General features: G+C 68.2%; 22 protein-coding genes and 2 pseudogenes. 16 read left to right on the top strand and 8 right to left on the bottom strand.

Going from position 1 to position 23405, the window contains the following annotated elements; genetic code table 11:
* Nucleotides 1-342: 342 nt before the first annotated feature.
* The 10 genes and pseudogenes from AC07B0_RS32920 to AC07B0_RS32875 all read left to right on the top strand — a co-directional run bounded on the left by AC07B0_RS32920 (nt 343) and on the right by AC07B0_RS32875 (nt 11323).
* Nucleotides 343-906 (top strand): hypothetical protein, encoded by a 564-nt coding sequence (locus AC07B0_RS32920; protein WP_478899662.1) that lies wholly within the window; start codon nt 343-345, stop codon nt 904-906.
* A 20-nt stretch (nt 907-926) separates the two neighbouring features.
* Nucleotides 927-3569 (top strand): helicase associated domain-containing protein, encoded by a 2643-nt coding sequence (locus tag AC07B0_RS32915; protein ID WP_478899661.1) that lies wholly within the window; start codon nt 927-929, stop codon nt 3567-3569.
* A 291-nt stretch (nt 3570-3860) separates the two neighbouring features.
* Nucleotides 3861-4580: an ABC-three component system protein gene (locus AC07B0_RS32910; protein WP_478864989.1), complete on the top strand. Its 720-nt coding sequence runs from the start codon at nt 3861-3863 to the stop codon at nt 4578-4580.
* The gene (locus tag AC07B0_RS32905; RefSeq protein ID WP_478864990.1) at nt 4577-4843 is read left to right on the top strand and encodes an ABC-three component system middle component 6; all 267 of its coding nucleotides are present in this window, start codon (nt 4577-4579) and stop codon (nt 4841-4843) included. The genes AC07B0_RS32910 and AC07B0_RS32905 overlap by 4 nt, the downstream gene beginning before the upstream one ends.
* Nucleotides 4758-5981, top strand: a pseudogene (locus AC07B0_RS32900) (ABC-three component system protein); the annotation flags it as partial. The gene AC07B0_RS32905 and the pseudogene AC07B0_RS32900, both read left to right, overlap by 86 nt.
* 1 nt (nt 5982) lies before the next feature.
* On the top strand, nt 5983-6774 hold the full coding sequence (locus AC07B0_RS32895) for a DUF2326 domain-containing protein (protein ID WP_478899671.1): 792 nt from the start codon (nt 5983-5985) through the stop codon (nt 6772-6774).
* 479 nt (nt 6775-7253) lie between these two features.
* Nucleotides 7254-8870, top strand: a complete 1617-nt coding sequence (locus AC07B0_RS32890; protein ID WP_478864993.1) for an MFS transporter — start codon at nt 7254-7256, stop codon at nt 8868-8870.
* A 334-nt stretch (nt 8871-9204) separates the two neighbouring features.
* Nucleotides 9205-9486: a cupin domain-containing protein gene (locus AC07B0_RS32885; RefSeq protein WP_478864994.1), complete on the top strand. Its 282-nt coding sequence runs from the start codon at nt 9205-9207 to the stop codon at nt 9484-9486.
* Nucleotides 9487-9636: 150 nt separating this feature from the next.
* The gene (locus AC07B0_RS32880; protein ID WP_478899659.1) at nt 9637-10953 is read left to right on the top strand and encodes a flavin monoamine oxidase family protein; all 1317 of its coding nucleotides are present in this window, start codon (nt 9637-9639) and stop codon (nt 10951-10953) included.
* Between the two features lie 139 nt (nt 10954-11092).
* Nucleotides 11093-11323, top strand: a complete 231-nt coding sequence (locus AC07B0_RS32875) for a hypothetical protein (RefSeq protein ID WP_478864996.1) — start codon at nt 11093-11095, stop codon at nt 11321-11323.
* 1724 nt (nt 11324-13047) lie between these two features.
* Here AC07B0_RS32875 and AC07B0_RS32870 read toward each other — a convergent pair.
* Nucleotides 13048-13188 carry a hypothetical protein gene (locus AC07B0_RS32870; RefSeq protein WP_478864997.1) on the bottom strand — a complete coding sequence of 47 codons (141 nt, stop codon included), beginning with the start codon at nt 13186-13188 and terminating at the stop codon, nt 13048-13050.
* Between the two features lie 432 nt (nt 13189-13620).
* On the opposite strand from AC07B0_RS32870, the gene AC07B0_RS32865 reads away from it, so the two are divergent.
* Entirely contained in the window at nt 13621-14355 is a 735-nt protein-coding gene (locus tag AC07B0_RS32865; RefSeq protein ID WP_478864998.1) for a dienelactone hydrolase family protein, read from the top strand.
* A 145-nt stretch (nt 14356-14500) separates the two neighbouring features.
* Here the strand turns inward: AC07B0_RS32865 and AC07B0_RS32860 are convergent, their stop codons facing one another.
* Entirely contained in the window at nt 14501-14878 is a 378-nt protein-coding gene (locus AC07B0_RS32860; RefSeq protein ID WP_478864999.1) for a hypothetical protein, read from the bottom strand.
* Between the two features lie 56 nt (nt 14879-14934).
* Here AC07B0_RS32860 and AC07B0_RS32855 point away from each other — a divergent pair, with 56 nt between their 5' ends.
* Nucleotides 14935-15183: a hypothetical protein gene (locus tag AC07B0_RS32855; RefSeq protein ID WP_478865000.1), complete on the top strand. Its 249-nt coding sequence runs from the start codon at nt 14935-14937 to the stop codon at nt 15181-15183.
* Nucleotides 15184-15269: 86 nt separating this feature from the next.
* Here AC07B0_RS32855 and AC07B0_RS32850 read toward each other — a convergent pair whose 3' ends face one another.
* Complete coding sequence (locus AC07B0_RS32850) at nt 15270-15590, bottom strand: plastocyanin/azurin family copper-binding protein (RefSeq protein WP_478865001.1); 321 nt, start codon at nt 15588-15590, stop codon at nt 15270-15272.
* A 163-nt stretch (nt 15591-15753) separates the two neighbouring features.
* A complete protein-coding gene (locus tag AC07B0_RS32845; RefSeq protein ID WP_478865002.1) occupies nt 15754-15933 on the bottom strand; it encodes a hypothetical protein in 180 nt (59 codons plus the stop codon).
* 125 nt (nt 15934-16058) lie between these two features.
* On the opposite strand from AC07B0_RS32845, the pseudogene AC07B0_RS32840 reads away from it, so the two are divergent.
* Nucleotides 16059-16334, top strand: a pseudogene (locus AC07B0_RS32840) (helicase associated domain-containing protein); the annotation flags it as partial.
* Between the two features lie 158 nt (nt 16335-16492).
* On the opposite strand, the gene AC07B0_RS32835 reads toward AC07B0_RS32840, so the two are convergent.
* Nucleotides 16493-16696 carry a cold-shock protein gene (locus AC07B0_RS32835; protein ID WP_030224583.1) on the bottom strand — a complete coding sequence of 68 codons (204 nt, stop codon included), beginning with the start codon at nt 16694-16696 and terminating at the stop codon, nt 16493-16495.
* Between the two features lie 239 nt (nt 16697-16935).
* On the bottom strand, nt 16936-17274 hold the full coding sequence (locus tag AC07B0_RS32830) for a MerR family transcriptional regulator (protein WP_478899657.1): 339 nt from the start codon (nt 17272-17274) through the stop codon (nt 16936-16938).
* Between the two features lie 1439 nt (nt 17275-18713).
* Here AC07B0_RS32830 and AC07B0_RS32825 point away from each other — a divergent pair.
* Together AC07B0_RS32825 and AC07B0_RS32820 are read left to right on the top strand one after the other, a co-directional pair.
* Nucleotides 18714-19049: a PRC-barrel domain-containing protein gene (locus AC07B0_RS32825; protein ID WP_478899670.1), complete on the top strand. Its 336-nt coding sequence runs from the start codon at nt 18714-18716 to the stop codon at nt 19047-19049.
* Nucleotides 19050-19857: 808 nt separating this feature from the next.
* Nucleotides 19858-20265 carry an STAS domain-containing protein gene (locus tag AC07B0_RS32820; protein ID WP_478899656.1) on the top strand — a complete coding sequence of 136 codons (408 nt, stop codon included), beginning with the start codon at nt 19858-19860 and terminating at the stop codon, nt 20263-20265.
* A gap of 417 nt (nt 20266-20682) precedes the next feature.
* Here the strand turns inward: AC07B0_RS32820 and AC07B0_RS32815 are convergent, their stop codons facing one another.
* Nucleotides 20683-21543, bottom strand: a complete 861-nt coding sequence (locus AC07B0_RS32815; RefSeq protein WP_478899654.1) for a helix-turn-helix domain-containing protein — start codon at nt 21541-21543, stop codon at nt 20683-20685.
* A 295-nt stretch (nt 21544-21838) separates the two neighbouring features.
* Between AC07B0_RS32815 and AC07B0_RS32810 the strand changes: the two genes are divergently transcribed.
* On the top strand, nt 21839-22054 hold the full coding sequence (locus AC07B0_RS32810; RefSeq protein WP_356877728.1) for a hypothetical protein: 216 nt from the start codon (nt 21839-21841) through the stop codon (nt 22052-22054).
* A 653-nt stretch (nt 22055-22707) separates the two neighbouring features.
* On the opposite strand, the gene AC07B0_RS32805 is transcribed toward AC07B0_RS32810, so the two are convergent.
* Nucleotides 22708-23358, bottom strand: coding sequence for a fasciclin domain-containing protein (locus tag AC07B0_RS32805; RefSeq protein ID WP_356877726.1), 651 nt, complete (start codon nt 23356-23358; stop codon nt 22708-22710).
* Nucleotides 23359-23405 lie beyond the last annotated feature (47 nt).

Raw genomic sequence — 23405 nt, 5'->3', positions numbered from 1 at the left:
GTCGGGTCGGGTCGGGTCGGGTCGGGTCGGGTCGGGTCGGGTCGGGTCGGGTCGGGTCGGGTCGGGTCGGGTCGGGTCGGGTCGGGTCGGGTCGGGTCGGGGACATCCGATGAGCCAGGCCTTCTAGAAGTTGGGTGGTGTCGAAGCGGGCGTCCTCGTCGTATCCGTAGAGATCGGCCAGGAGTTCTTAAGGAGTGGGTTCCACTGGGCAATCCTTCTTCACCGGGATGGGTCACTCGTTCGCATCGGGTTCCAGTCTAGCGGCTGCATCAGCCTGATGCAGCATGTACCGTTGGTAGAAACAGGCTGCATGCAGTAGATGTTTTAGGAGCTGGGTTCTGGATGCCTGTCTATGAATACCATCCGGATGAATTGGCGCGGACTTCTGTGGTCAGGCGGGCCACCGGGCTCACTCTGAGCGAGGTGGGGGAACAGTGCCTGGCTGCCCGAGACCGCGAAGACCGGGCCCTCGCTGCACCGCAGGAGCCGCGGAAGCCGACCGAGCTGGCCATTGCGGTGTCTCAGAGACTCGAATGGACCCGGATCAAGCACGTCATGACGAAGCAGCACATGGACGTGTACTCGCCGGCCCAGGACCCCCGAGTCGCCCGAAGGGAAGACCTGCGCGCGCAGCGTAAGGCCGTCGAGGCTGCCTGGAGCGAAGATGCTGATGGCGGGCTGCCGGTGGAGGTGCTGCGGCACCGCGTCTACCGGATCACAGCCCGCCCGGCCACCACCCCCGCGGGCGAAGGGGCGCTGGTTCGCCACGTCTTCGCGGCCTCCGCCGGTTCGGCCGTAGAGCACGCCCGGCGCCTGTTCAACTGGCCCGGCAGCTCCCACCAGGACGGCGAGTACAGGATTGTTTCCGTCGAGCAGGTCCTTCCCGAACCAGGGGAATTCTTTTGATCCAGCTCCGAGAACATCAGATGGACCAGAAATCGGCATTCCGAAAATGGGTCGGATTTCCTGCAAGGTCACCTGTCCCCCCGCAGGGGGCTCGGGGGACGATCGTGTCGGCGACCGGATCGGGCAAGACCATCACAGCCGCCGCCAGCGCACTGGAGTGCTTCCCCGGCAGCCGGATCCTCGTCACCGTCCCCACCCTGGACCTGCTCGCACAGACCGCCCAGGCATGGCGGCTGGTGGGCCACCAGGCCCCGATGATCGCGGTCTGCTCGCTGGAGAACGATCCAGTCCTGGGCGAACTCGGAGTACGCACAACCACGAACCCCATCAAGCTGGCACTGTGGGCCGCCTCCGGGCCGATCGTCGTGTTCGCCACGTACGCCTCACTCGTCGACCGCGAGGACATCGACGCACCCGAGGGCCAACGGAAAGTTCGCGGGCCCCTGGAGGCCGCCCTGGCAGGCGGGGAACGGCTCTACGGGCAGCGGATGGCGGGCTTCGACCTCGCCATCGTCGACGAAGCGCACGGCACGGCCGGTGATCTTGGAAGGCCGTGGGCCGCGATCCACGACAACACCCGGATCCCGGCGGACTTCCGCCTCTACCTCACCGCCACACCGCGCATCCTCGCCGCGGCCCGCCCGCAGAAGGGCGCGGAGGGCCGAGAGCCGGAGATCGCGAGCATGACCAACGACCCCGACGGCACCTACGGGGCGTGGATCGCAGAGCTGGGGCTGAGCGAGAGCATCGAGCGGGGGATCCTCGCCGGGTTCGAGATCGACGTCCTGGAGATCCGCGACCCCTCCCCCGTCCTCGGCGAGTCCGAGGCGGCGCGGCGGGGCCGGCGCCTGGCGCTGCTGCAGGCCGCGCTCCTGGAGCACTCCGCGGCGTACAACCTGCGTACGGTCATGACCTTCCACCAGAAGGTCGAGGAGGCGGCCGCGTTCGCGGAGAAGCTGCCGGAGACGGCCGCGGAGCTGTACGCCACGGACACCCCCGACGCCGACCTGGCGGCCGCAGAGAAGCTCCCCGCGTCGTCGATCGAGGCGGAGCTCTACGAGCTGGAGGCCGGCCGCCACGTCCCGCCGGACCGCGTCTGGTCCGCGTGGCTGTGCGGAGACCACCTCGTCACCGAGCGCCGCGAGGTCCTGCGGCAGTTCGCAGGCGGCATCGACGCGAACAACCGGCGCGTACACCGCGCGTTCCTCGCCTCCGTACGCGTCCTCGGCGAAGGCATCGACATCACCGGCGAACGGGGTGTGGAGGCGATTTGCTTCGCCGACACCCGCGGCTCCCAGGTAGAGATCGTCCAGAACATCGGCCGGGCACTCCGACTCAACCGCGACGGCACCACGAAGATCGCCCGGATCATCGTGCCCGTGTTCCTGGAGCCGAACGAGGACCCGACCGACATGGTCGCCAGCGCCAGCTTCCGCCCTCTTGTAGCCGTATTGCAGGGCCTCCGCTCTCATGACGACCGTCTGGTCGAGCAGCTCGCCTCCCGCGCCCTCACGAGCGGCAGACGCAAAGTCCACCTCCAGCGCGACGAGGACGGGCGGATCGTCGGGGCCGGCGGGGACGCCGAGGACCCGGAGCACGACGAGGACACCGACGCAGCGGCCGAGTCGGCCCTGCTGCACTTCTCCAGCCCCCGGGACGCCGCCACCATCGCCGCGTTCCTACGCACCCGCGTCTACCGACCCGAGAGCCTGGTGTGGCTGGAGGGCTACCAAGCCCTCATCCGGTGGCGCGCCGAGAACGAGATCACCGGCCTCCACGCCGTCCCCTACGACACCGAGGTCGAAGTCGGCGTCACCAAGGCATTCCCCCTCGGCCGGTGGGTGCACCAGCAGCGCAAGGCCCTACGCACCGGTGAACTCGAGGACCGGCGCAAGACCCTGCTGGACGCACCCGAGGCCGGGATGGTCTGGGAGCCCGGCGAAGAGGCGTGGGAGGCCAAGCTCGCCGCGCTCCGGTCGTACCGGAAGGCCACCGGCCACCTCGCGCCCCGGCAGGACGCCGTGTGGGGCGAGGACGACGCCATGGTGCCCATCGGGCAGCACATGGCCAACCTCCGCCGCAAAGGCGCCAAGAACGGCCTGGGCAAGGACCCGGACCGCGCCGCGGAACGCGCAGCGCAGCTGACCGCGATCGACCAGGACTGGGACTGCCCCTGGCCACTGGACTGGCAGCGCCACCACCGCGTCCTCGCCGACCTCGTCGACGCCGACGGGCAGCTGCCCGACATCGCCCCCGGCGTGATGTGGGACGGCGACGACATCGGCCGGTGGCTCCAGCAGCAGAAGCAACCGGCCCCCTGGACGCGGCTCCTCCCCGAGCAGCAGAAGCGGCTGACCGCGCTGGGCGTACAGCCCGACCAGAAGCCGTCTCCCGCCCCCGCGGCCAGTCGCGGGGCGAAGGGGCCGAGCAAGGCGCAGCAGGCGTTCCAGCGGGGCCTGACAGCCCTCACGCAATGGGTCGAGCGGGAAGGCGCCCACCGGCCGGTCCCCCGCGCCCACAGCGAGGAAATCGCGATCGACGGCGAGACAGAGCCAGTCGTCGTAAAGCTCGGCGTATGGGTCTCCAACACCAAAACTCGGCGCGACAAGCTCACCGCCGACCAGCTCGCCGCCCTCGCAAAGCTGGGCGTGGACTGGGCATAGCGCAGCAGGGGGCTTGGTGGACTACCCAGAGTGATCAGACCGAAGCTATTCTTGCCCTTTGTGCGTCAGGGGGGTGTATGCGGTACGAGCAACGTGCCTACGCTCATGTGAAGTTCCTTGAGCTGATGGCGGAGCTCTACGAGAACGACTTCGAGGACTTCTTCCATCGGTTGATGTGCTCCAGGTACCCGGACTTTCTCGATGTGCGTACGGCGGGGAGCCTGGGGGACATGTCGGCCGACGGCCTTACCCTGCACTCGCGGCGCCTCTATGCCTGCTACGCCCCAGACGGTGAAGCCGTACAAGATCCGGGAGAAGTTCGAGGGGGACCTGGCCGGTGCCATCGCGAAACGCAGCGGCCAGTTCGACACGTTCGTCTTCGTCCACAACGACCGGCGCGGGCTCCACCCGGAGGTGACGGGCCTGCTGCCGGCAGCTGCCTCGGACACTCCTTCCCTGCGGTTTGAGCAGATGGGGGTAAGGCGGCTGTGGCAGGAGTGTCTGCGGCTCGACCTCATGACCGCCGAGGATGTACTGCGGTGTGAGATCCCGATCAAGGAAATGACCTTCGGTAGCGGCATGGACGATCTGGAGCCGCTCCTGAAGCAGCTCCAGGAGCGCCGCCGGGAACCCGATCCGTTCATGTCTCTGCCTGACGTGCCGATCGAGAAGCTGGATTTCAACCGGATCGACGGTGAGGAGCGGGAGGACCTCCTGCGCGGCATGCGTCAGAGCCATCTCGTAGACGCCTTCTACGAAGGCACGATGCGCGAGCTGGAACACGACGAGGTGGCAGAGGGCTTCCGCGTGTACTACCAGCAGATGCGCAGGGAATGGCCCGACCCGGAGGACGTGCTCTGGCAGCTGCGGATGTACGTCATGGGCAACGCCCAGCCCCGGCCGAAGGTACTGCGCGCTGCCCTGGTGGTCTTGGCCCACTTCTTCGAGCGCTGCGACATCTTCGAGGCTCCTCCCGCCGGCTGGCAGCCCGGGCTGGACATGTCCGCGTGATCACGCCGACCAAGGGCATCGCCCCCGACAGGTGCCTGCTGGCCATCGGAGCGCAGATCCTCCTCCAGCTGGACGAGCCTCGGACCGTCAGCCAGGCATGGTCCCGTCTGAAGAGCTGGCGGGCCGATCACGCGCACATCTCGCCGGTATCGTTCGGCTGGTTCGTCCTAGCCCTGGATGTGCTCTACACCATGGGTGCGGTGGAGCTGGTCCAGGACGTCCTCGTTGCTAGGAGTACGGTTGCTGCGCCGTCTGAGCGCTGACGACCCCAGGTTCAAGCCCGTGACCTTCACCGCAGGACTGAACCTGCTGGTAGCCGACAAGACGGCGGCCTCGTCCGACACCGACAGCCGCAACAGCGCGGGCAAGTCCAGTGTCATCGAACTCATCCATTTCCTCCTCGGAGCCCGGGCCACCACGAAGTCGCTGGCGATGAACAAGGCGCTGCGCGCCATCACCTTCGGCCTCGACATGGAGCTGGCCCGGCCTCGACCGGCCCTGGAAGTACGCAGGAGCGGCAGCCGGCACAAGACCGTGGCACTCAGCAAGGACGTGTTCGGGCTCCCCACCGACGGACTCTTCCCCGACACCACCGGTGTCGAGCTGACCGTAGAGCAGTGGACCCGCGCCATCGAGCGGGATCTGTTCGCTCTGCGCGGCGATCACCCGGGCGTCAGTGGGCGCACGCTGCTCTCGTTCCTGGCCCGACGGGCCTCCTCCCACGCCTTCAACGAGCCCACCCGTACGTTCTCCCAGCAGTCCGCGTCGGAGGCATCCACCAACCTGGCCTACCTGCTCGGGCTGGACTGGCAGCTCGTCGACGGCTACCGGGAACTCGCCGCCCGCAAAGCCACCCGCACCCAGCTGCAGAAGGCGGTCAATGATCCCGTCTGGGGGCGCATCGTCGGGTCCACCGCCGACCTGCGGGGACAGATCACCCTCGCCGAGGCCCAGGTGGAACGGCTTCGAGGACAGGTCACCGCCTTCCAGGTCGTCCCTGAGTACGAACGCCTCAAAGACCGCGCAGACCAGGTCAGCCGACGGATCAAACAGCTGGCCCAGGACGACGTGATCGGCCAGCACAACCTGGAAGAGCTACAGGCTGCCGTCACCGAGACCACCGACGTCGACGTCGAGTACCTGGAGCCTGCGTACCTTGAGCTGGGCGTCATCCTCACTGACCAGGTCCGGCGCCGGTTCGAGGACGTCAAGGCGTTCCACCACTCCGTCGTCCGCAACCGTCGGCGGTTCCTCGAGGAGGAGATCAGCGAGCTCGCCGAGCGGCTTGCCGCGCGCCGGGCCGAACGCGCCCGCCTGGGTGAGGATCAGGCGCGCCTGCTGCGGGAACTGGCTGACGGAGGCGCCTTGGGCGCCCTGACCGCGCTCCAGACAGCCCTGGGCCGTGAAGAAGCCGCACTTGGAGCTCTACGCCACCGCTTCGAAGCAGCGCAGGCCCTGGAAGCAAGCGCTCGGCAGATCACCGCGAAGAGCGTCGAGCTCCAGCAGGCCGTGGACACCGACCTCCAGGAGCGCAGGCAACAGACGAACGAAGCGATCCTGCTCTTCTCCCAGTACGCACAGCCTCTACGGAGAAGGCCGCGAGGCATACCTCGCCATCCAGGCAGGCCGCAGCAGCCTGACCATCACACCGAGGATCGACAGCGACGACAGCCGCGGCATCGCCAGCATGGTCATCTTCTGCTTCGACCTCACACTCGCCGTCTTGGCCCACCGTCACGGACGCGGCCCGGACTTCCTCATCCACGACAGCCACCTCTACGACGGCGTCGACGAACGCCAGATCGCCAAAGCCCTCACCCTCGCGGCGGAAGTGACGGCGGAAGAACAGCTGCAGTACATCGTCACCATCAACACCGACAGCCTCGGCGTCGCTGCCCAGCGGGGCTTCGACCCAAAGCCCTACATCCGCAGCCCCCGCCTCACCGACGAACATGAGACCGGTGGTCTCTTCGGCTTCCGGTTCAAGACGTCCACCAAGCAAGGAAGCCCTTACCCGAGCTGTTCGAGGCCCAGGACGCACGAGCGGAAAGGCGTGGGCTGCAGACGACGGACAGCTGACCGACGAACGCGGCCCGGACGTCCTCGCCCTCAGGATCGCCGGCGCTCCACCGCGACCAGCCGCACGGGGAGCGTCCAGGACGCCGAGGATCATCTCCCGGGCAGGCGACGATAGCTCGGCAGGCGTCTTCGCGCTGACTGGCCGGCTCGGGCAACCGGCCGGCGCGGCCGCGGCCGCCCGGGTCCCCATCAGCAGGCGGACGAGGTAGCGGATCTGCACAGGCGCCGTCTTGGGGCCGGGCGCGTGAACCCTTGGGCCTCGGCACCTGGCTCTTCGGTGCGCTGTATCCGGCCGGCGCTTCGCCGGTCGACATGGCCCGGGCCCCGGTCGCCAACTCCATGGAGCCGGCGGCCGGCCACCACGTGTCCAATACCGGCCTTCATCGGCGGCGACCCACCGTCAGCGTCCTTGGAAGCGCTGCAGCATCGAGGTCGCTGCCGAGCCTCAGGGCCCCTCTCCCGGTCGACCCCGCACACCATCGGGAAACAAGCGTCGGGCTCGTTGCTCCATGGCGCAGCGGATGTCTGCCAATCGGTTGACGTGTGAGGCGGGTCGCGGAGTCGTCCTTCGGGTGTGCTGGGACGATCCCGCCCATGGCATCAAAGGCAGGCTCGGTCGAGAGTTCGGCAACAGCGCGGGTCGTCTTGCTGACGCTTTCGGCCGGTCAGTTCCTGATGGCGCTCGACAGTTCGGTCATGAACGTCTCGATCGCGACGGTGGCCGAGGACGTGGACACGACCGTATCGGGCATCCAGGGCGCGATCACCGCCTACACCCTCGTGATGGCGATGTTCATGATCCCCGGTGGCAAGGTCGGGGCGCTGATCGGCCGCAAGCGCGCGTTCCTGATCGGCTGCTGCATCTACGGGGCCGGCTCGCTCACCACGGCGCTCGCGCCGAACCTGACCGTGCTGCTGCTCGGCTGGGCGCTGCTGGAAGGTCTCGGGGCGGCGCTCATCCTGCCCGCGATCGTGGCGCTGGTGGCCGGCAACTTCGTTCCTGAACGCCGTCCCGCCGCGTACGGACTCGTCGCGGCGGCGGGGGCCGTGGCGATCGCGGTCGGGCCGCTCATCGGGGGTGTGGCGACGACGTACTTCTCCTGGCGGTGGGTGTTCGCCGGTGAGGTGCTGGTGGTGCTCGGGATCCTGGTGCTGGCCCGCCGCATCGCCGACGCCCCCATCGGCGAACGCCGACGCATCGACCTCGTCGGCGCCGTGCTGTCCGCGCTCGGGCTCGGGCTGTTCGTCTACGGGGTGCTCCGCTCGGACGAGTGGGGCTGGTTCCGGCCGAAGCCCGACGCACCCGCGCTGTTCGGGATCTCGCCGGTCGTGTGGCTGATGCTGGCAGGTCTGCTGCTGATCTGGCTCTTCCTGCGCTGGGAAGCCCGCCTCGTCCAGCAGCGCAAGGACCCGCTCGTTGACCCGGCCATGCTGCAGAACAAGCAGCTCACCGGCGGTCTGACCATGTTCTTCTTCCAGTACCTGGTGCAGATGGGCGTGTTCTTCGTCGTCCCGCTCTACCTGTCGGTCGCGCTTGGCCTGTCCGCACTGCAGACCGGTGCCCGCCTCCTGCCGCTGTCGGTGACACTGCTGGCAGCCGCGGTCCTGATCCCCCGCTTCCTCCCCGACGTCTCGCCGAGGCGGGTGGTACGGCTCGGGGTCCTCGCCCTGCTCGCGGGCGCGGTGATCCTGATGGCCGCCCTTGACGCGGACGCCGGTGCGGAAATCGTGACCGTCCCCATGCTGCTGATCGGGCTCGGGATGGGCGCGCTGGCGTCCCAGCTCGGGTCGGTCACCGTGTCCGCGGTGCCGGAGGAGAAGAGCGCGGAGGTCGGCGGCGTCCAGAACGCCGTCACCAACCTCGGTGCCTCGATCGGGACGGCACTCGCCGGATCGATCATGATCGCCGCGCTCGCCTCCTCCTTCCTGACCAGCGTCGAGCAGAATCCGGCGATCCCGGACAGCGTCAAGAGTCAGGCGACCGTCAGGATCCAAAGCGGCGCACCGTTTCTGTCGGACGCCCAGCTGAAGACGGCCCTCGACGAAGCCGGCACCAGCAGCGAGGTGACCCAGGAGGCGCTGGAGGCGAACGCCGCAGCCAGGCTCGACGGGCTCCAGGCCGCGCTCGCCATCCTCGCCCTCGCCGCCCTCCTCGCGTTGTTCTTCACCCACCGCATCCCGACGACCCAGCCCCGCTCGACACAGCCCTAGCCACGCCTCCCCGGCCCCGCGACCACAGCGTCCCGGGGCGAACCTGGGGCATGGAAGGCCAGGAAGCCCGCAAGTGGCTAACGTGGTGTGTAGGTCGTGCGCATATGGCTGCACGGCCCATCCAGGGCACCTGTGATTCATGCCGTGCGGATGAAACGGCGGCCGAAGTGCCTGGGGAAATGTCCGATGGCGGTGGTGACAGGGGGGCCTGCCGCCCACAGCGCTTTCCCGGCGGACCGAGAATTGCCCGTCGGCGTCCCTGCGGAGGGAAAGAGTGTTGAACAGTGCGGGTTTTGCAAGCTCATCCGTAACGGCCCAGTCTTGGGAACCCTACGTGGAGGACGGCCGGGAGACGGGGGAGATCCATTGGCTCGTCCAGACAGAAGACGGCCAGGTGTCGGGTCTGTGGAGGATCGGCCCCGATGAGGGCGCGGAGTTCCCCTACAAGCCCGCGGCCACCGACACCTTCCACGTGATCGAGGGCGAGGCAGAGCTGGAAACCCCTGACGGCGAGAAGATCGAGCTCGTCGCCGGGGGCATCTACTCCTTCCCGGCCGGATTCGCGGCCACGTGGAGAACACGCTCGCCGTTCATGAAGTTCTTCGTCGTGGGCTGAGACCGGACACGTACGCGGCGTGACAGCGGCGTCGGCGTACCCACAGGCGATCAACCGAGAAAACAGGCAAGCGTGGCGCGGGACCGGCTGCCGCCCATTCCCGGATAGTGGTTCGCGAGTCAGGTCAGACGACGGTAAAGGAGCAGAAACGTGGCGACGCCAGATTCTGAAGTGGATGTCGTAATCGTCGGCGGCGGTTTCGCCGGCGTGACGGCCGCGCGTGAGTTGTCGGCGCGGGGGCGCCGTGCGGTCCTGGTCGAGGCGCGTGACCGCCTGGGCGGGCGGACCTGGACCAAGGACCACGACGGGCATCCGATGGAGTTCGGCGGCACGTGGGTCCACCCCCTGCAGCCGCACGTATGGTCCGAGATCCATCGCTACGACGTCGAGACCGAGACCTTCCCGGTCCTGGAAGGGCTCCGACAGGCAGTGGTGTCCGATGGCCGCCTCGTGGACCTGTCCGACGAGGATGCAGTACGGGCGCTGGCAGCTCTCGACGAGTTCTGTGCCCCCGGTGTGAGCCTGTTCCCGGAGCCGTTCGCGGAAACGCTGGGCCCGGACCCGCAGGGCCTCACCGACCGGTCGCTGCGTGAGCAGCTCGACGTCTTCAAGGCCGAGCCGGCGTTGCGTGACTGGGTGGAGGGGATGTGCTGCACCATCGCGTTCGGTCCTCTCGAACAGTCCGGCGCGAGCGAGGTGTTCCGGATCTATGCCCTGTCGGGACACAGCGCGGAGCAGACGATGGCCTCGTTGTCGGCGACGAAGCTGGTGAAGGGGACACGCGAGCTGGTCAACTCCATCGCCGAGCAGGCCACGCTGGCCGACATCCGTCTCAACTCGCCGGTGCGGCGTGTCGTCCAGAGCGATGACGGGGTGCGGGTCGAGCTGGAGAGCGGCGAGGTCGTCAGCGCGCCGACCGCCTTGATCGCGCTGCCGATGAACGTGCTGAACAGCGTGGAGTTCGAGCCCGCCCTGTCGGAGATCAAGCGGACCGCGTCGGCCGACCGGCACGCGGGCATCGGCATGAAGTGCTTCGTCCGCGTCAAGGGCGACATCGGCAACGTGAGCATCGTGGGCCCCGAGTCCCAGCCGATCAACTGGTTGGTCACCTACGCCCACGGGCCGGAGGGCTCGTGGCTGATCGCGTTCGCCTCCAACCCGAAGACGCTGGAGCTGACCGCGTTCGACGACGTCCAGGGCATGCAGAGCGCCCTGCAACCGTTCCTGCCGGGCGTCGAGGTGGAGAGCATCGTCGGCTGGGACTGGACCAACGACCCGCACGCGCTCGGCACGTGGTGCATCTACCGGCCGGGACAGCTGACACAGGTGCTGCCGGACCTGCGCACCACCGAAGGACGCCTGTTCTTCGCGGGCAGCGACTCGTCAACCACGTGGCGCGGTTTCATCGACGGGGCGATCGAGAGCGGCTACCGCTCCGCGCGCGACATCGACAACTACCTGACCTGAGAAGACCACGGCGCGGAGCTGACCAGCGGGCCGGCCGAAGAGTTTCCAGGACGCGGTGTTCCTCAGCTCACTGAGTACATGGACGGCCGGGATATCGACTTCCCGGTGGTCCTGGCCATCGCGCCATCGCCGCCCCACCGTGTTCTGGGCCTTCATCGGGCTCGGCATCAGGCTGAGCAAGACGGGCTGGGCGGCCGGACTCGCCCTCACCGGCATCCTCACGACCCTCACCTACGGGTGGCTCCTCGCGTCCTCCCACGGCCACGGCTTCACCTACTGGCTATTCCTCACCATGATCGTCGCCTCCACCCTCGGTGCCTTCTGTGTGACTCCCTACGCCCTCGTCCGCGGCTCCGTCGGACGCCGCTGACCCACCGCGCCGGAGCCAAGGACACCGCACGGGCTCGCCCTACGACGGCCCCTCGTCCGGCGCACCCCACCAGCCGGCGAGCCGTCGCGTTCGCAGCTCAAGGCCGTGCGTCGGTTATCGAATGACGGGACCAGCGGGTGTATGCCGACGCAGACGTCAGGAGTCCGTACACATCCGCCTGCGGACAACCGCCAGGGGCTCAGGGCCTCAACACAGCCAAGGGATCACCTGCGGGCAGCAACGCCAGGGACTCCAACACAGCCAGCATGCATGACCGAACACGCAACCGAGAACCAGACAACCGACCAACACCCGCGAGCAACCCAACAACCAGAAACCAACAGCCAATCAACTACCTACAACCACCCACAAAGAGAAAGTCCGGAAAGTCACCACCCGCAGAAGGGCACCTGACCAGCCAAAACGCGGAACCTCCCCGAAACCGGCTTCCCCCCATGGTTCCCCCCTTAGGTTCCCCCTCCGTTTCCCCCTCTAGGTTCCCCCCATGGTTCCCCCCTTGTTTCCCCCTTGTTTCCCCGTCCGTCGAGGAAGGGGCCGGGGGTTCAGGACGTGCCGCCGCGCCACCGGAACGGGCCGCCCGCGGCATCGTCATCGGGGCGTAGCCGGCGCGGACGCCCGGCCCGTACAGGCCGAGACCAGCGATCAGAAGCGCACCTCCCGCCCGATCCGCAGCCGTCCAGCCGGTCACGTCGAGCAACTGACCATCGAGCCGGCCGCCGACCAGTTCGACGTACCCGTGCCCGGCCGTCGGCCCCGCCGGCTCCCACCCGTACACCCGCGGCTGCATCCCCCGTTCCATCACGCCGCGTTCCCACCTCGTCCCGTTCCAGTGGGGCCCGTTGAAAACAACGGGGGCCAGGACTGGTTCCTGAACGACTCCTGGCGGACGCGGCATGGGGACGGCTCCGCCGCCGGTCGCGCCGCCCCGGCCGGCCCTGCCAGACCAGCCTCTTTGTCCGGCTGACGCGTACAAAGAGGTGTCGTTCTCCCAAAGGGGCTTGCCCACGGCACCTGACCTGCGGTTATGAAAGATCATCGACTTTGGGGGGTCCCACCTCCGGTCACACTCCCGGTACCCCGCCGGGAGCAACCCTCCAAGCAACCGTGGAGCCCCCTTCCGATGCAACCCCGACCGGCAGCCGCCGGCCAGGCTTGCCCAGCCCCGCCCGCGCGAGATACCGGTTACCGGTTACAGGCCGGGAGACCCCGCCCCTGCCCTCAGCAGCGCGACCCCGCACACGCGGAGGGCTGTAACCGGTAACCAGTAACTCGCCCTCACCGCCGGTCGGAATGGTGGGCCGGGAGAATGGACCGGTGAGCACCACGCGTCGCCGGCTCGGTATAGGCCCCGAGTCCGACGATCCGCAGCCGTCCCGCGCCCGGGATGACGTTCCGCGCGCCCGGCTCGCCACCGAGCGGCCGGCCGACGCCCAGGCCGTCACCTCTCCCGCCGCCCGCAGCACGGGCACGCGTCCTGGGCACCGGCCCAGCCCCGCGGTGACCCCACCGATAACGTCACCGATAACCTCCCCAGCCCAGGTCAGCGGCCTCCGAGAACCCGCACCTCACCTGGTTCAGGGGCGGGCGGTCCAGTCGAGCGACGGAGGGCCATGGGCATCGATGGCCGTGCAGATGCCCTCGACCATGACGCGCGGATCCACTGCCCGTGAGACACGGGTCCACGCAGTAGCCCTGCGGTGCGGTCAGCCGGCGGCTGCGGCGGGGCCGTCTCCAAACCGCGGTACGTCCTCGGCGCTGGCGTCCAGGCGCAGCCGTTTGAAGCGCAGCGGGTGGCGGTAGACGCCGCCGTGGTCGATGGCCCGGTCGGCGCTGATCTCTGCCACGAGATCGGGGCGGACCAGGACGGCGTCGAGGACATCGCGGGATCCCCACGCGGAGGCTTCTCTGTCAAGTCCTGCGTGTTGAGGCGAGGAGGTGTTTCACAGCGCAGTAAGGACCGTGCAGCTCCAAGATCGGAATGGGTGCCGGGCAGCGCGTCGAGCGCGTTCGGGAGCGAGGTGTTGGCCGAGATCATTCGTGCGAACTGCATTGTGGTTTGACGGTGTTGGCGGCACCTTCGTTGGGTGGGCTATGTTGCAGGCATGACTACCGGGACGGCATCGCGCCACACACGGATTGGTGACCCGGTGCCCTTCTGAGCGCCGTACGGGCCAGTACGGGCCCGCTGTTCGATCGAGGATCGTGCGCTGCCGCGCGGGCTCCGCCTCCGTCGTGTTGATAACAGGTTCGACACATCAACCACGACAGGAGAATTCATGCCCACCAAGACGCTGCAGATTCCCACCGCGGACGGCCAGGCCGATGCTTTTGCCGCCTTGCCCGTCCACGGCGATCAGCACCCAGGGGTGCTGATGTACGCGGACGGCTTCGGCATCAGGCCCGTGCTGCGAGAAATGGCCCGCGAACTGGCCGGGCACGGGTACTACGTACTCGTCCCCAACTTCTTCTACCGGCACGGTCCGGCACCGGTGATCGAACTTCCCGAGCACATCGGAGAAGAGGACCGGCCCGCAGTCTTCGCTCAGCTGATGCCCATGATCGAGGCGCACACCGCCGACCGTGTCCTGCGAGATGCTGACGCATACCTCAGGTTCCTCACTGCTCAACCCGAGGTCAGCGCCGGACCGATCGCCGTGACCGGCTATTGCATCGGTGGCCTCTTGGCGACGCGCACCGCCGCGGCCCACCCCGGCCAGATAGCCGCCCTCGCCGCCTTCCACGGCCCGGTGGGAGTCGACGGACCCGACAGCCTTTCCAAGCTCTCCGCCGAGGTCCACTTCGGCCATGCCGAGAGCGACTTGACGCCCGAGGCTCTCGGCGAGCTCAACAAGGCCCTGGATGCGGCGGGTGTCGGCTACACCTCCGAGATCTATCCCGGCACCGTTCATGGCTTCACCATGTCTGACACCGATGCCTTCAACCCCGACGCACTGCAGCGCCACTGGGACCGCCTGCTGCCCCTTCTCGGGCGCACCCTGACCAGGGGCTGAGGCGCTCCGGCGCGGAAACCAAGCCTCTGAAGTACACGGCTCCGGAGCCGTGGGGGTGTTTCGAAGCTGGTGTGAGGGCGGGCTCTGCCCGCCCTCACCGGTTGGGGGCCATAGGTTGATGGCGGCGATGTGCGCTGCCCGATCCTCAGGCGACGGGTGGTTGAGGCTGGGTGGGCAGGAAACGGACGACAGGGGCAGGGGCCGTGGGCTGCTGGCCGAGCTGCCGGTTCTCCAGCGTCAGCTGGTGGACGACGCGGATGCGAGCTTCGCGGTCGGCGCGGAGTTCGGCGATCTCATCCTTGTCTGCTGCGCGGAGTTCCTTGAGTTTCACGACTTGTTTGCGCAGCTGCGTTTCGGCTTCGGCAGGTTGGGCCTTCTGGCGGACCTTGGCGTAGAAATCGCTCTTCAGATCCGGATGGCGTTGGGTGAGTGCATTGCGGGGGACGCCGGCTTCCTGGGCCAGGGCGACGATGGTCAGGGCTCCGTTGGAGTGCTGGGCGGTGCCTGTGAGGATGCGGTTCATGGCGGAGCGGATGCGCTCGCGTTCGTCCAGAGCGGGGCTCAGAGGACCTCTCCATCTTGGGCGGTGACGCTCTGGTGGTGTCGCGCGCCGTGCTGCCGGAGTCTGCTCGCGGTGCTGCGGAGCCGTTCGGCCAGCGGGGCGGGCAGGCACGCGACGCGCTGTTCGAGCTGTTGTGCCTTATCGAGAAGCTGGCGGGCGTGGTTGTCGGTGCGGCGATGTTCGCGCAGGCGGGCATGCAGCGGTCGAGGCGAGGGGCCGTCTGGGCTGGGGTGCGGTGGCACAGGGCGGTGTCGGGTTCCATTTGATCAGGACGCTGGGACTCCCGGGCTGCCCTCACCTCGCCGCGGTATCCCACCCAAAGGTGTCTCGAGCCAGCAGGAAGAAGAGCAAACTACGCGGGGTTCTTGACGGTGTTGATGGTGCTCTCCTTGTGACGGCGGCAGAACCACCGGTACTCACCTTCGGGCGTGTCGGCGGGGATTGCGAACGTCACCTTGCCTCCCTCCCAGAGCTGGACCTTGGGTTCCAGTGCCGAAAGCACCTCCTTGTCGTGCATGGAGTTGCCTGCATGGTTGAAGCAAATGCTGTGAGGTGAATTCTCCGTGTCCGGGCCATGCACCCACTCAATCGTGTCCCCCGGCGCGACGCTGGTGCCCACCGGATCAACCTGGATGCGCTTGCCGGTCCCGACGGTGATGGTGTGGGTCGTCATGGTCGTGGCTCCACCCTTCGCCATTGCCGCTCAGGCTGATCCGTAGCGCTCCGTGCCGACATGATCGCAGAGAGGAACGGAACGGATCGAGTTCTCTGATCCGCACTCGACCGCGCAAGGCAACACCTGGCATGCCGCCATGCTCCGCAGGCCGCACGGGGCTCTAAGAAGAAGAACACCTGCTCAAAGCGAAGACGTCACGGCGGCGGTCGTCCTCGCCGAGGATGGCGAGCATGTCCGCCAGGGGGGCCGCGAGGTCGGCGGCGGCTTCCGGGTCCTCCTGCCGGAGCAGGTGCCAGGCCGCATGCGCGTTGCGGGCGGTGCGCACCGTGTCGGCCTGCACCTGGGGACACCGGCCAGGCACAGCCCACCACGGCGGGCGAAGTCGTGCGCCAGGGCGAGGACCTCGGCCGATGGGTGACCTCCGTCCGGGTGCGGTGGGACCAGCTCACCACCGTGCAGCAGTGGATGTGCGAGCAGATCCTCGGCATCGAGCCCGCCGGCGAGGACGAGAAGCCGAAGCCGCGCACCAGCCAGGCCGACAAGTGGGCCATACACTACGCCGCCGCGTCGCGGTTCTTCGAGCGGGAAGGGCACCTGACGGTTCCCCGCAAGCACGTCGAGACGATCTCCATCGGCGACGGCCAGGCGCGGCGGGAAGTGCCGCTGAAGCTCGGTACGTGGGTCGCCAACCAGCGCCGCCGGGCCGCCACGCTGACACCGGAGCGGGTGGAGCAGCTGTCCAAGGTCGGGATGCGGTGGGCGTCACAGGCGTCAGGCCCGTCGCAAGGCTGTCAGCCAGGCGGCGGGCGCCAGGAAGCCCCTGCTCCTCCGCGTGAGCCGGGAGGAGCAGGGGATTTCCGGGGGCAGGCTCGGCTGCCAACAACGTGCGGAGGCTGGGGTCAGGCCGGGTTGATGTTCTCCGCCTGGGGGCCCTTCTGGCCCTGGGTGACGTCGAACGTGACGGTCTGGCCCTCCTGGAGCTCACGGAAGCCCGAGGAGTTGATCGCCGAGTAGTGGGCGAAGACGTCCGGGCCGCCGCCGTCCTGGGCGATGAAGCCGAAGCCCTTCTCCGCGTTGAACCACTTCACAGTTCCCGTAGCCATAGCTGATGCCTTCCAGTCGATGAACGCCTCCCGCACCATGCGGAAGGCGGAGGTGATCGCCCTGGTTCCTGCGGCACAGCACAGCAAAACGCCCACGCCGAGGCGTGGGCAAACGGGAACTTCCGAACCACGACAGCTGACGCAGACGGTACACGTCCGCACATGCTGTCACCACAGCAAAGCTGTACACGTCGCGGCGCGGCCAGTTGCGCGCATATCCGCTGAAGGCCGGCAGGCGCTCAGGCCGCAGCCGTCGGATTCGCTGATTCGGCGGCGCGGCGGTATCCGACGTTGAGGCGCTGGGCTTCCTCGAGCTGGTCTTCGAGGATGACGATGCGGCAGGCGGCCTCGATGGGGGTGCCCTGGTCGACGAGTTCCCGGGCGCGGGCGGCGATGCGCAGCTGGTAGCGGGAGTAGCGGCGGTGCCCGCCGGCGGAGCGGAGCGGGGTGATGAGGCGGTGTTCGCCGAGGGCGCGAAGGAAGCCCTGGGTAGTGCCGAGCATGTCGGCGGCCCGGCCCATCGTGTAGGCGGGGTAGCCGTCGTCATCGAGACGGCCGAACGAGTCGTCTGCTGTCATTGCACCTCTCTGTGGAACGCGTGGAGGGGCCCGGGTGCCGTACTGGCACCCGGGCCCCGAAGGAACTACTCACACCATCTGCCGGCCCTGATGCTGCGCCGGCCTTCTGTTTCCGCACGGCCGGCCTGAACGCTGCCGGGGGTGCGGGGATCGCGGATGCGTGACCGGAGACCACCTCACTATCGATGTCCTGCGGTACCCGGGCTTCGTACTGCTCGCCCGGGCGATCCTGATGGCGCTCGGCTCCTCCGTTCCTTCCCTCTGGATCAACCACTTACCAAACGGGAACTGCGTACTGCTGACACTGCGAACTGCTTGTACTGCTGGTGTTGCGTACTGCTGGTGACCTCACCTAGCGCCACTTCGGCAGCCAGCCCCGTCGCCCATCCTGCATCTGCTCTGGCTTAGAACCCCACTGCCGAACCTCCCGGTGCGCGCGCCCGCAGCCGACGCCTTCACCGAGGTACCACTCACTGACATCACTGCTGGGTACTGCCCACTGCACTTACTACGGGTACTGCCACTGCGTTAACTGCGGTACTGCTCATGGCGGCCCCTGATCACTGCGGGCCACCCGGTCCGGTCACCAGTCCCGTCGCCGTCCTGCAACAACCCTGGCTTCGGAACTCCGCCACCGCACCGTCATGCGCACTGCAACTGCGGGTACTGCTGCCCGGCAGTTCGTCTCTGCCGGGCCCTGCGGTCCTTCTTGGTTACGAGAGAAACCATAACCAAGCCAACACCTAATGTCTACTCCGGCCAGCATAGATTTCCGCGCGTTCGGCGATCAGGTAATCGGCCTCGAACAACAACACGGAGGGGCGCGAGGGGCGGCCGCAACCGGATTGCCCGTCACAGGCCAGGGCACAAGCACCACGCGGGCACCACCGGGCATTGACGATCCAGAGACCAGGGGAAACCTCAAGGACACGACGAGCGTCAACCTCACAACCGAGGGCCGTCGTGGTGCCGGCCCCGCTGAGGCTTCCGCCCGGGCTGGCAGGTCCCAGTCGGCCCATGCGTCGGGTCCGTGCGGGTGGCAGCCATCGCGCGTCTGGAGCAGTTCCCCCACACGTCCCGGCGAGCTGGGCAGGGATGGGGAAGTCATTGCCGTCGTTGGTGAGGAGTTGAGTGCCGGTGCGGAACGGACGCGGCGTAAGAAACGGACCGAAGTCACGTTCGTCCTGCCCGTCGGCCATCCGGCCGGTGCGGTCGGTGTGGTCGGCGGCTTCAACGGCTGAGAGCCCGGCCTCCATCCGCTGGCCGAACGGTCAGACGGGAGCCGCGCGGTCGCCGTCACTCCTCTGGCCGGTGAACAGCACGGGTTCCGCTACCTCGCCCACGACGGCAACTGGTTCGACGAGGAGGAAGCCGACGGCCATGACGGCCTCCTCCACACGTGATCCCTACCACGAGAAGGAGAAGCAGCTGTGACTGACATGTGGAGCCACAACCCGCAGTCCCACTACACGCCCGGCACCCGCCTGGTCGGCTTCAAGGTCGAGGCCACCGACGGTCACATCGGGAAGGTCGACGAGCACACCGAGGACGTCGGCTCCTCCTACATCGTCGTGGACACCGGCCCCTGGATCTTCGGCAAGCACGTCCTGATCCCCGCCGGAACCATCGTCCGCGTCGACACCAAGGACGAGAAGATCCTCGTCAGCCTCACCAAGGACCAGATCAAGGACTCCCCCGAATACGACAAGGACAAGCACCGCGGCGACGCCGCCTACCGAGACCAGCTCGGCCAGTACTACCAGGACCACAGCTGACCCAGACGTTCGATTCGTGCTGCGGCTCCCCCACCACGCGGGAAGGGGCCGCAGCACCACCCCATCCCATGCGCCCAGACCGCGCACCGAGGCGACCTTGCCGCAGTACTCGCCGGCAATCGGGCTGGGATACCCATGAGCTCCGGGACAGGCCGCCCCGCTTGCTTCAGAACACGGGCTCATCTGCCGTACGGCGAGCCGGGAACGGATGCTGCCGGGCGCGACGGCGAACGGCGCGTGTGACGGCTGCCGGCCAGCCGCGGCCGGCAGCGCCACGGGGCCGGGAGCGGTGTCCGGGCACCGCTCCCCACAGCATCAATCCAACTGCTCCGCACCGGCGGCACCGGCTGACGCGCTGGGCAAGGTGAGAGGATCCACTCCGACGGAGGGCACAGCGCACCCGCCTCTTACCGGGGCCCCGCAGTGGACGCCTGCCGCGAGGCGCGGACCAACGCGCTCCCGGACCTCTCACCGGTGTCAGCACGAAGCGCCGGGTCCCGGCGAAGTCACGTACCCGCCTCGTAGGTCCTGACGCCAAGGTGAAAGCTCCAGAGGGCACAGTCCCGGTGACGGGAGGCAACAGCGACTACGCCCGGCCCCTCACCATCGTGACCATCCCAGGGCAGGACACGTTGGTCACGCTGCCGCGGGCCGCTCCATCCCGGCCCGCGGTCCGCCGCCAGCGGCCGGACCAGCCACCCGTCCCAGAGCGTGAGGCCGCCAGCGAGTCACGTGCCGGGCGCGGCAGGTCCGCGCCAAGATGAGGGCCCCGGGGGCACCGGCTTTCCGGGTAACGGGAGGAAACCCTTTGATCAGTGTCGACGTGCAGCACCGCGACAGCACCCTGTGGGTCAGCGCCGACGGGAACCTCGACGCCGAGGCGGGCATGGCGCTGGGGCGGGTACTGGAGGAAGCCACCGCCTATGAGCGGGTCCTGATGATCGATCTGCACGGGGTGGTCCTGATGGACCGTGACGGGCTGCTGCACCTGCTGGACCTGCACCGGCGGGCGGAGGGCTGGGGACTTCGGGTCCTGGTCGTAGGCTGGCAGCCCCAACCCCAGCAGCTCATGGCCGATGTCGCCGGGATCCGCGGACCCGGCTCGGCCACCGGGGAACGGTACGCGCTCGCCGGTTTCCGCCGGCTCATCGAAGAACGCGCACACCACGCCCGCCACCTCACCGACTCCGGCACCGGGTGGATGCCCGGCCCCTGACAGGTACTCACACCCTGCCCGTGGAACGGTTCACGGCAGACAACCTCGGCATGGCTGCCGAGGGGAGCTCGTCGATATACCACCGGTCCCGCTCCAGCCAGACGGCAGCCCAGTCCCCCGCCCGGAGACGGCGATCATCTCGTCCCGATGACCAGTGACGCCGCGGGGCCGGCACCACCCTCCCCGCTGACCGCCGAACCACTATCCCTCGTCGTCGGACCCGGATGCGGGTGCTGATCTTCTCGCTGAAGATCCGGTCGCGGTCGATCCCGTGCCCGGCGAGGGCGTCGAGCTGGGAGTCGAGTTCCTGCCCGAGGGTCGAGCAGCGGGCGTAGCCGATGCGGATGTCCGCGCACGCGGCGTCCGGGACGGTCGGCGTCGGCGGAGGAGTGCCGGGCCGCCAGGCCTGCCCGGCACCTACCTGGCGGTCAGCAGCTCCTGGGCGGCGCGGGCAATGAAGTCACGGGTGTCCTGCGGATTCAGCGCCTTGGCCTGGAGGTGGTCATACATGACGCTGTACTGCTCTACGTCGGACCGCTTCTCCAGATAGAGGTCGCTGGTGAACCGCTCCAGATAGACCGTCCCCGCCATACTGTCCGGGAAGCGGAGAACGGAGAACTGCCCCGAGACTCCCGGATGGGCCCCCGCTCCGTGCGGCAGGACCTGCACGGTGATGTGCGGCTGCATGCCGAGACGGTTCAGGTACTCGAGCTGCTCGCGCATGATCCTGCGACCGCCGACCACACGGCGCAGTGCGGACTCGTCGAGCACGGTCCATAAGCGCAAAGGGCGCGCCGGGTGGTGGGCGCGGTGCTGGCGGCGCAGGCGGACCTCATGGCGCACGGCGATCTGTTCCGCGGTGGCCAGAGGGATCGTTTCCTCGATGACGGCTCGGGCGTAGGCGGGGGTTTGCAGCAGGCCGGGGATCACCAGGGGCTCGTAGGAGTGGATCGAGGAGGCTGCCGTCTCCAGGCCGACGTAGACGGCGTACGGAACGTCGCCGCAGGCCACCCACCAGCCCTGCCGGTCCGATTCCGCGGCCGCCTGCATCAACGAATCGACGGCCTGCGGGTCTATGACTCCGTAGAGGCCGCACAGGTCCCGCACATCACGGGGCCTGATGGCTCGGCGGCCGTTCTCCAGGTGACTGATCTTGGGCTGGGAGATCAGCAGGCGTTCGGCCACCTCCGTACTGGTCAGGCCACTGGACTGCCGGAGCCGGCGCAGCTCCGCGCCCAGCCGGCGTCTTCTGACGGTCGGGTTTCCATTCCCCGCCACGGCGGTCTACCTCCGGCTCGGGACTGTCTGCCAGCCACAGGAACTACGGGCCGGGCCGGACGGCTCACCGTGCGGGGACGATCAACGGGCCCTGCCGGTGAGTGTCACGCCACGTGAACGCAGGCGCGTGCACCGCCCGAGCAGAATTCACCCAGACGCCACGATCTTTCACCTATCCGCCGGAACAGTCCGCCTACCTGTTCAGCTCCGCGTAGGGACATGGCCGGTCGCAGGGCGCGCCAGCTATCGGTCAGGTCGCCGACCAACGGTCAGGGTCGCAACCAGGACAGGAGGAGTGGAGAGCGGTGCGGATCCCGGCCAGTTCGGTGCGCGCGGCGTAGTTCTCCTCGTGGCGGTGGAGCCGGCCGTACGGTCGCAGAAGGTCAGTGGGCTGCCGGCCGGGCAGCACTCCCTCCCCGTCGGCGCGCACGCGCAGACCGTCACCTTCGCGGCCGGGCTCGAAGCCGGCCTCGGCCAGAAGCCGCATGATCTCGCCGAGAAGATCATCTAGTTCGCTCCCGCGCGTCGCTGCTGGGGGTGCGTGCGACTCGGGGACGGCGGGCTTCGGCTTCCCCGAGACCGGATCTTCCCTTGAAGGAAGGGCACTGGCTCGGGTTGTGCCTCCGGCATCTGCCTCCTCCCATCCAGGCCCCGCACAGCCGGGCGTCACCCGGGACAGTGAGATCGAGTTATGCGAGCAATTCCGGGGCGCGGACGGAGTTCTGGGGCGCCGCCGTCCGGTCGTTCTCTGGGCAAGGACCGTCGATGAGAGTCCGTCCCAGGGCCCCGGCGTGAAGCGGCCGGGGGCCCTGGGACGGACTCCGATCTACGGAAGTGGCTGTGCGGGCTGGCTACTTCTACGTGCCGGCAGTGAGCCGGCCGCGGGTGAGAAGAGTGAAGCCGGTCAGGGCTCCAGCGGCCGCGAGGGCCTGGATCAGGGCCATCGCGGGGCGGCGCTGTCGGTGAGGCCGGCGAGGGGTGAGACGAGGGCGCCGATGAGGAAGCTGGTGGAGCCGAACCGGTCCCGCGTCACAGAGCTCCCTGTGGGTCGGGGCCGGGGCGTGCTTCTGGCATGGCCCGGCTGCTGGCCAAGCCGGTGGCCCTGCACGCCCCGGCAACAGGGGTGCAGGGCCACCTGGCATTCCTGGGCCGAGGCAGGGGGTGTTACTTCGGCATCAGGACGCTGTCGATGATGTAGACGTTTGCGTTGGCGGTCTTGACGTTGCCGCAGACCACGTTCGCGGTGTCATTGGCCTTGTAGGCCTCTCCGGAGCCGGTGGTGGTGACCATGCCCTTCTGGAGGGTCTCGAAGCTTCCCTTCTCCAGCTGCTTGGGAGTGAGCTTCTGGCCGACGACGTGGTAGGTAAGGATCTTGGTGAGCTGCTCCTTGTCGGCCAGGACCTTGTCGAGGTCGGCCTTCGGGATCTTCGCGAAGGCGTCGTTGGTGGGCGCGAAGACGGTGATGTCCTTGGCGTTGTTGAGGGTGTCGACCAGACCGGCCTGCTTGACGGCGGCGACCAGGGTCGACAGGGCCGGGTTGTTGGACGCGGCGGTGGCGACCGGGTCCTTGGCCATGCCGTCGAAGGAGCCCGCGCCGTCCTTCGGCACGCCGGCGCAGGCCGGGCCGAAGGGCTTGTCGCCAGTCATCCCCTCGCCTGCCGGGGTGCTGGCGTCGGTCTTGGCCTCATCTCCGGCGGCCGCGGTCGGGGCGGCCTTGGTGTCGCTGCCGGAGTCGGAGCAGGCGGCAAGGGAGAAAGGCAGCAGGGCGGCTGCGGCGACGGCGATCGCGGTACGGCGGATCTTCATGCTGTTCATTACGGTTTGCTCCTTGGGAAATCGTCTTCAGGGGTTTCGATGGATGC

This window comes from Streptomyces sp. NPDC044704, from assembly GCF_056433525.1.
Note: the sequence above shows the minus strand (reverse complement) of the source record. Positions and strands in the feature narration are given on the sequence as shown.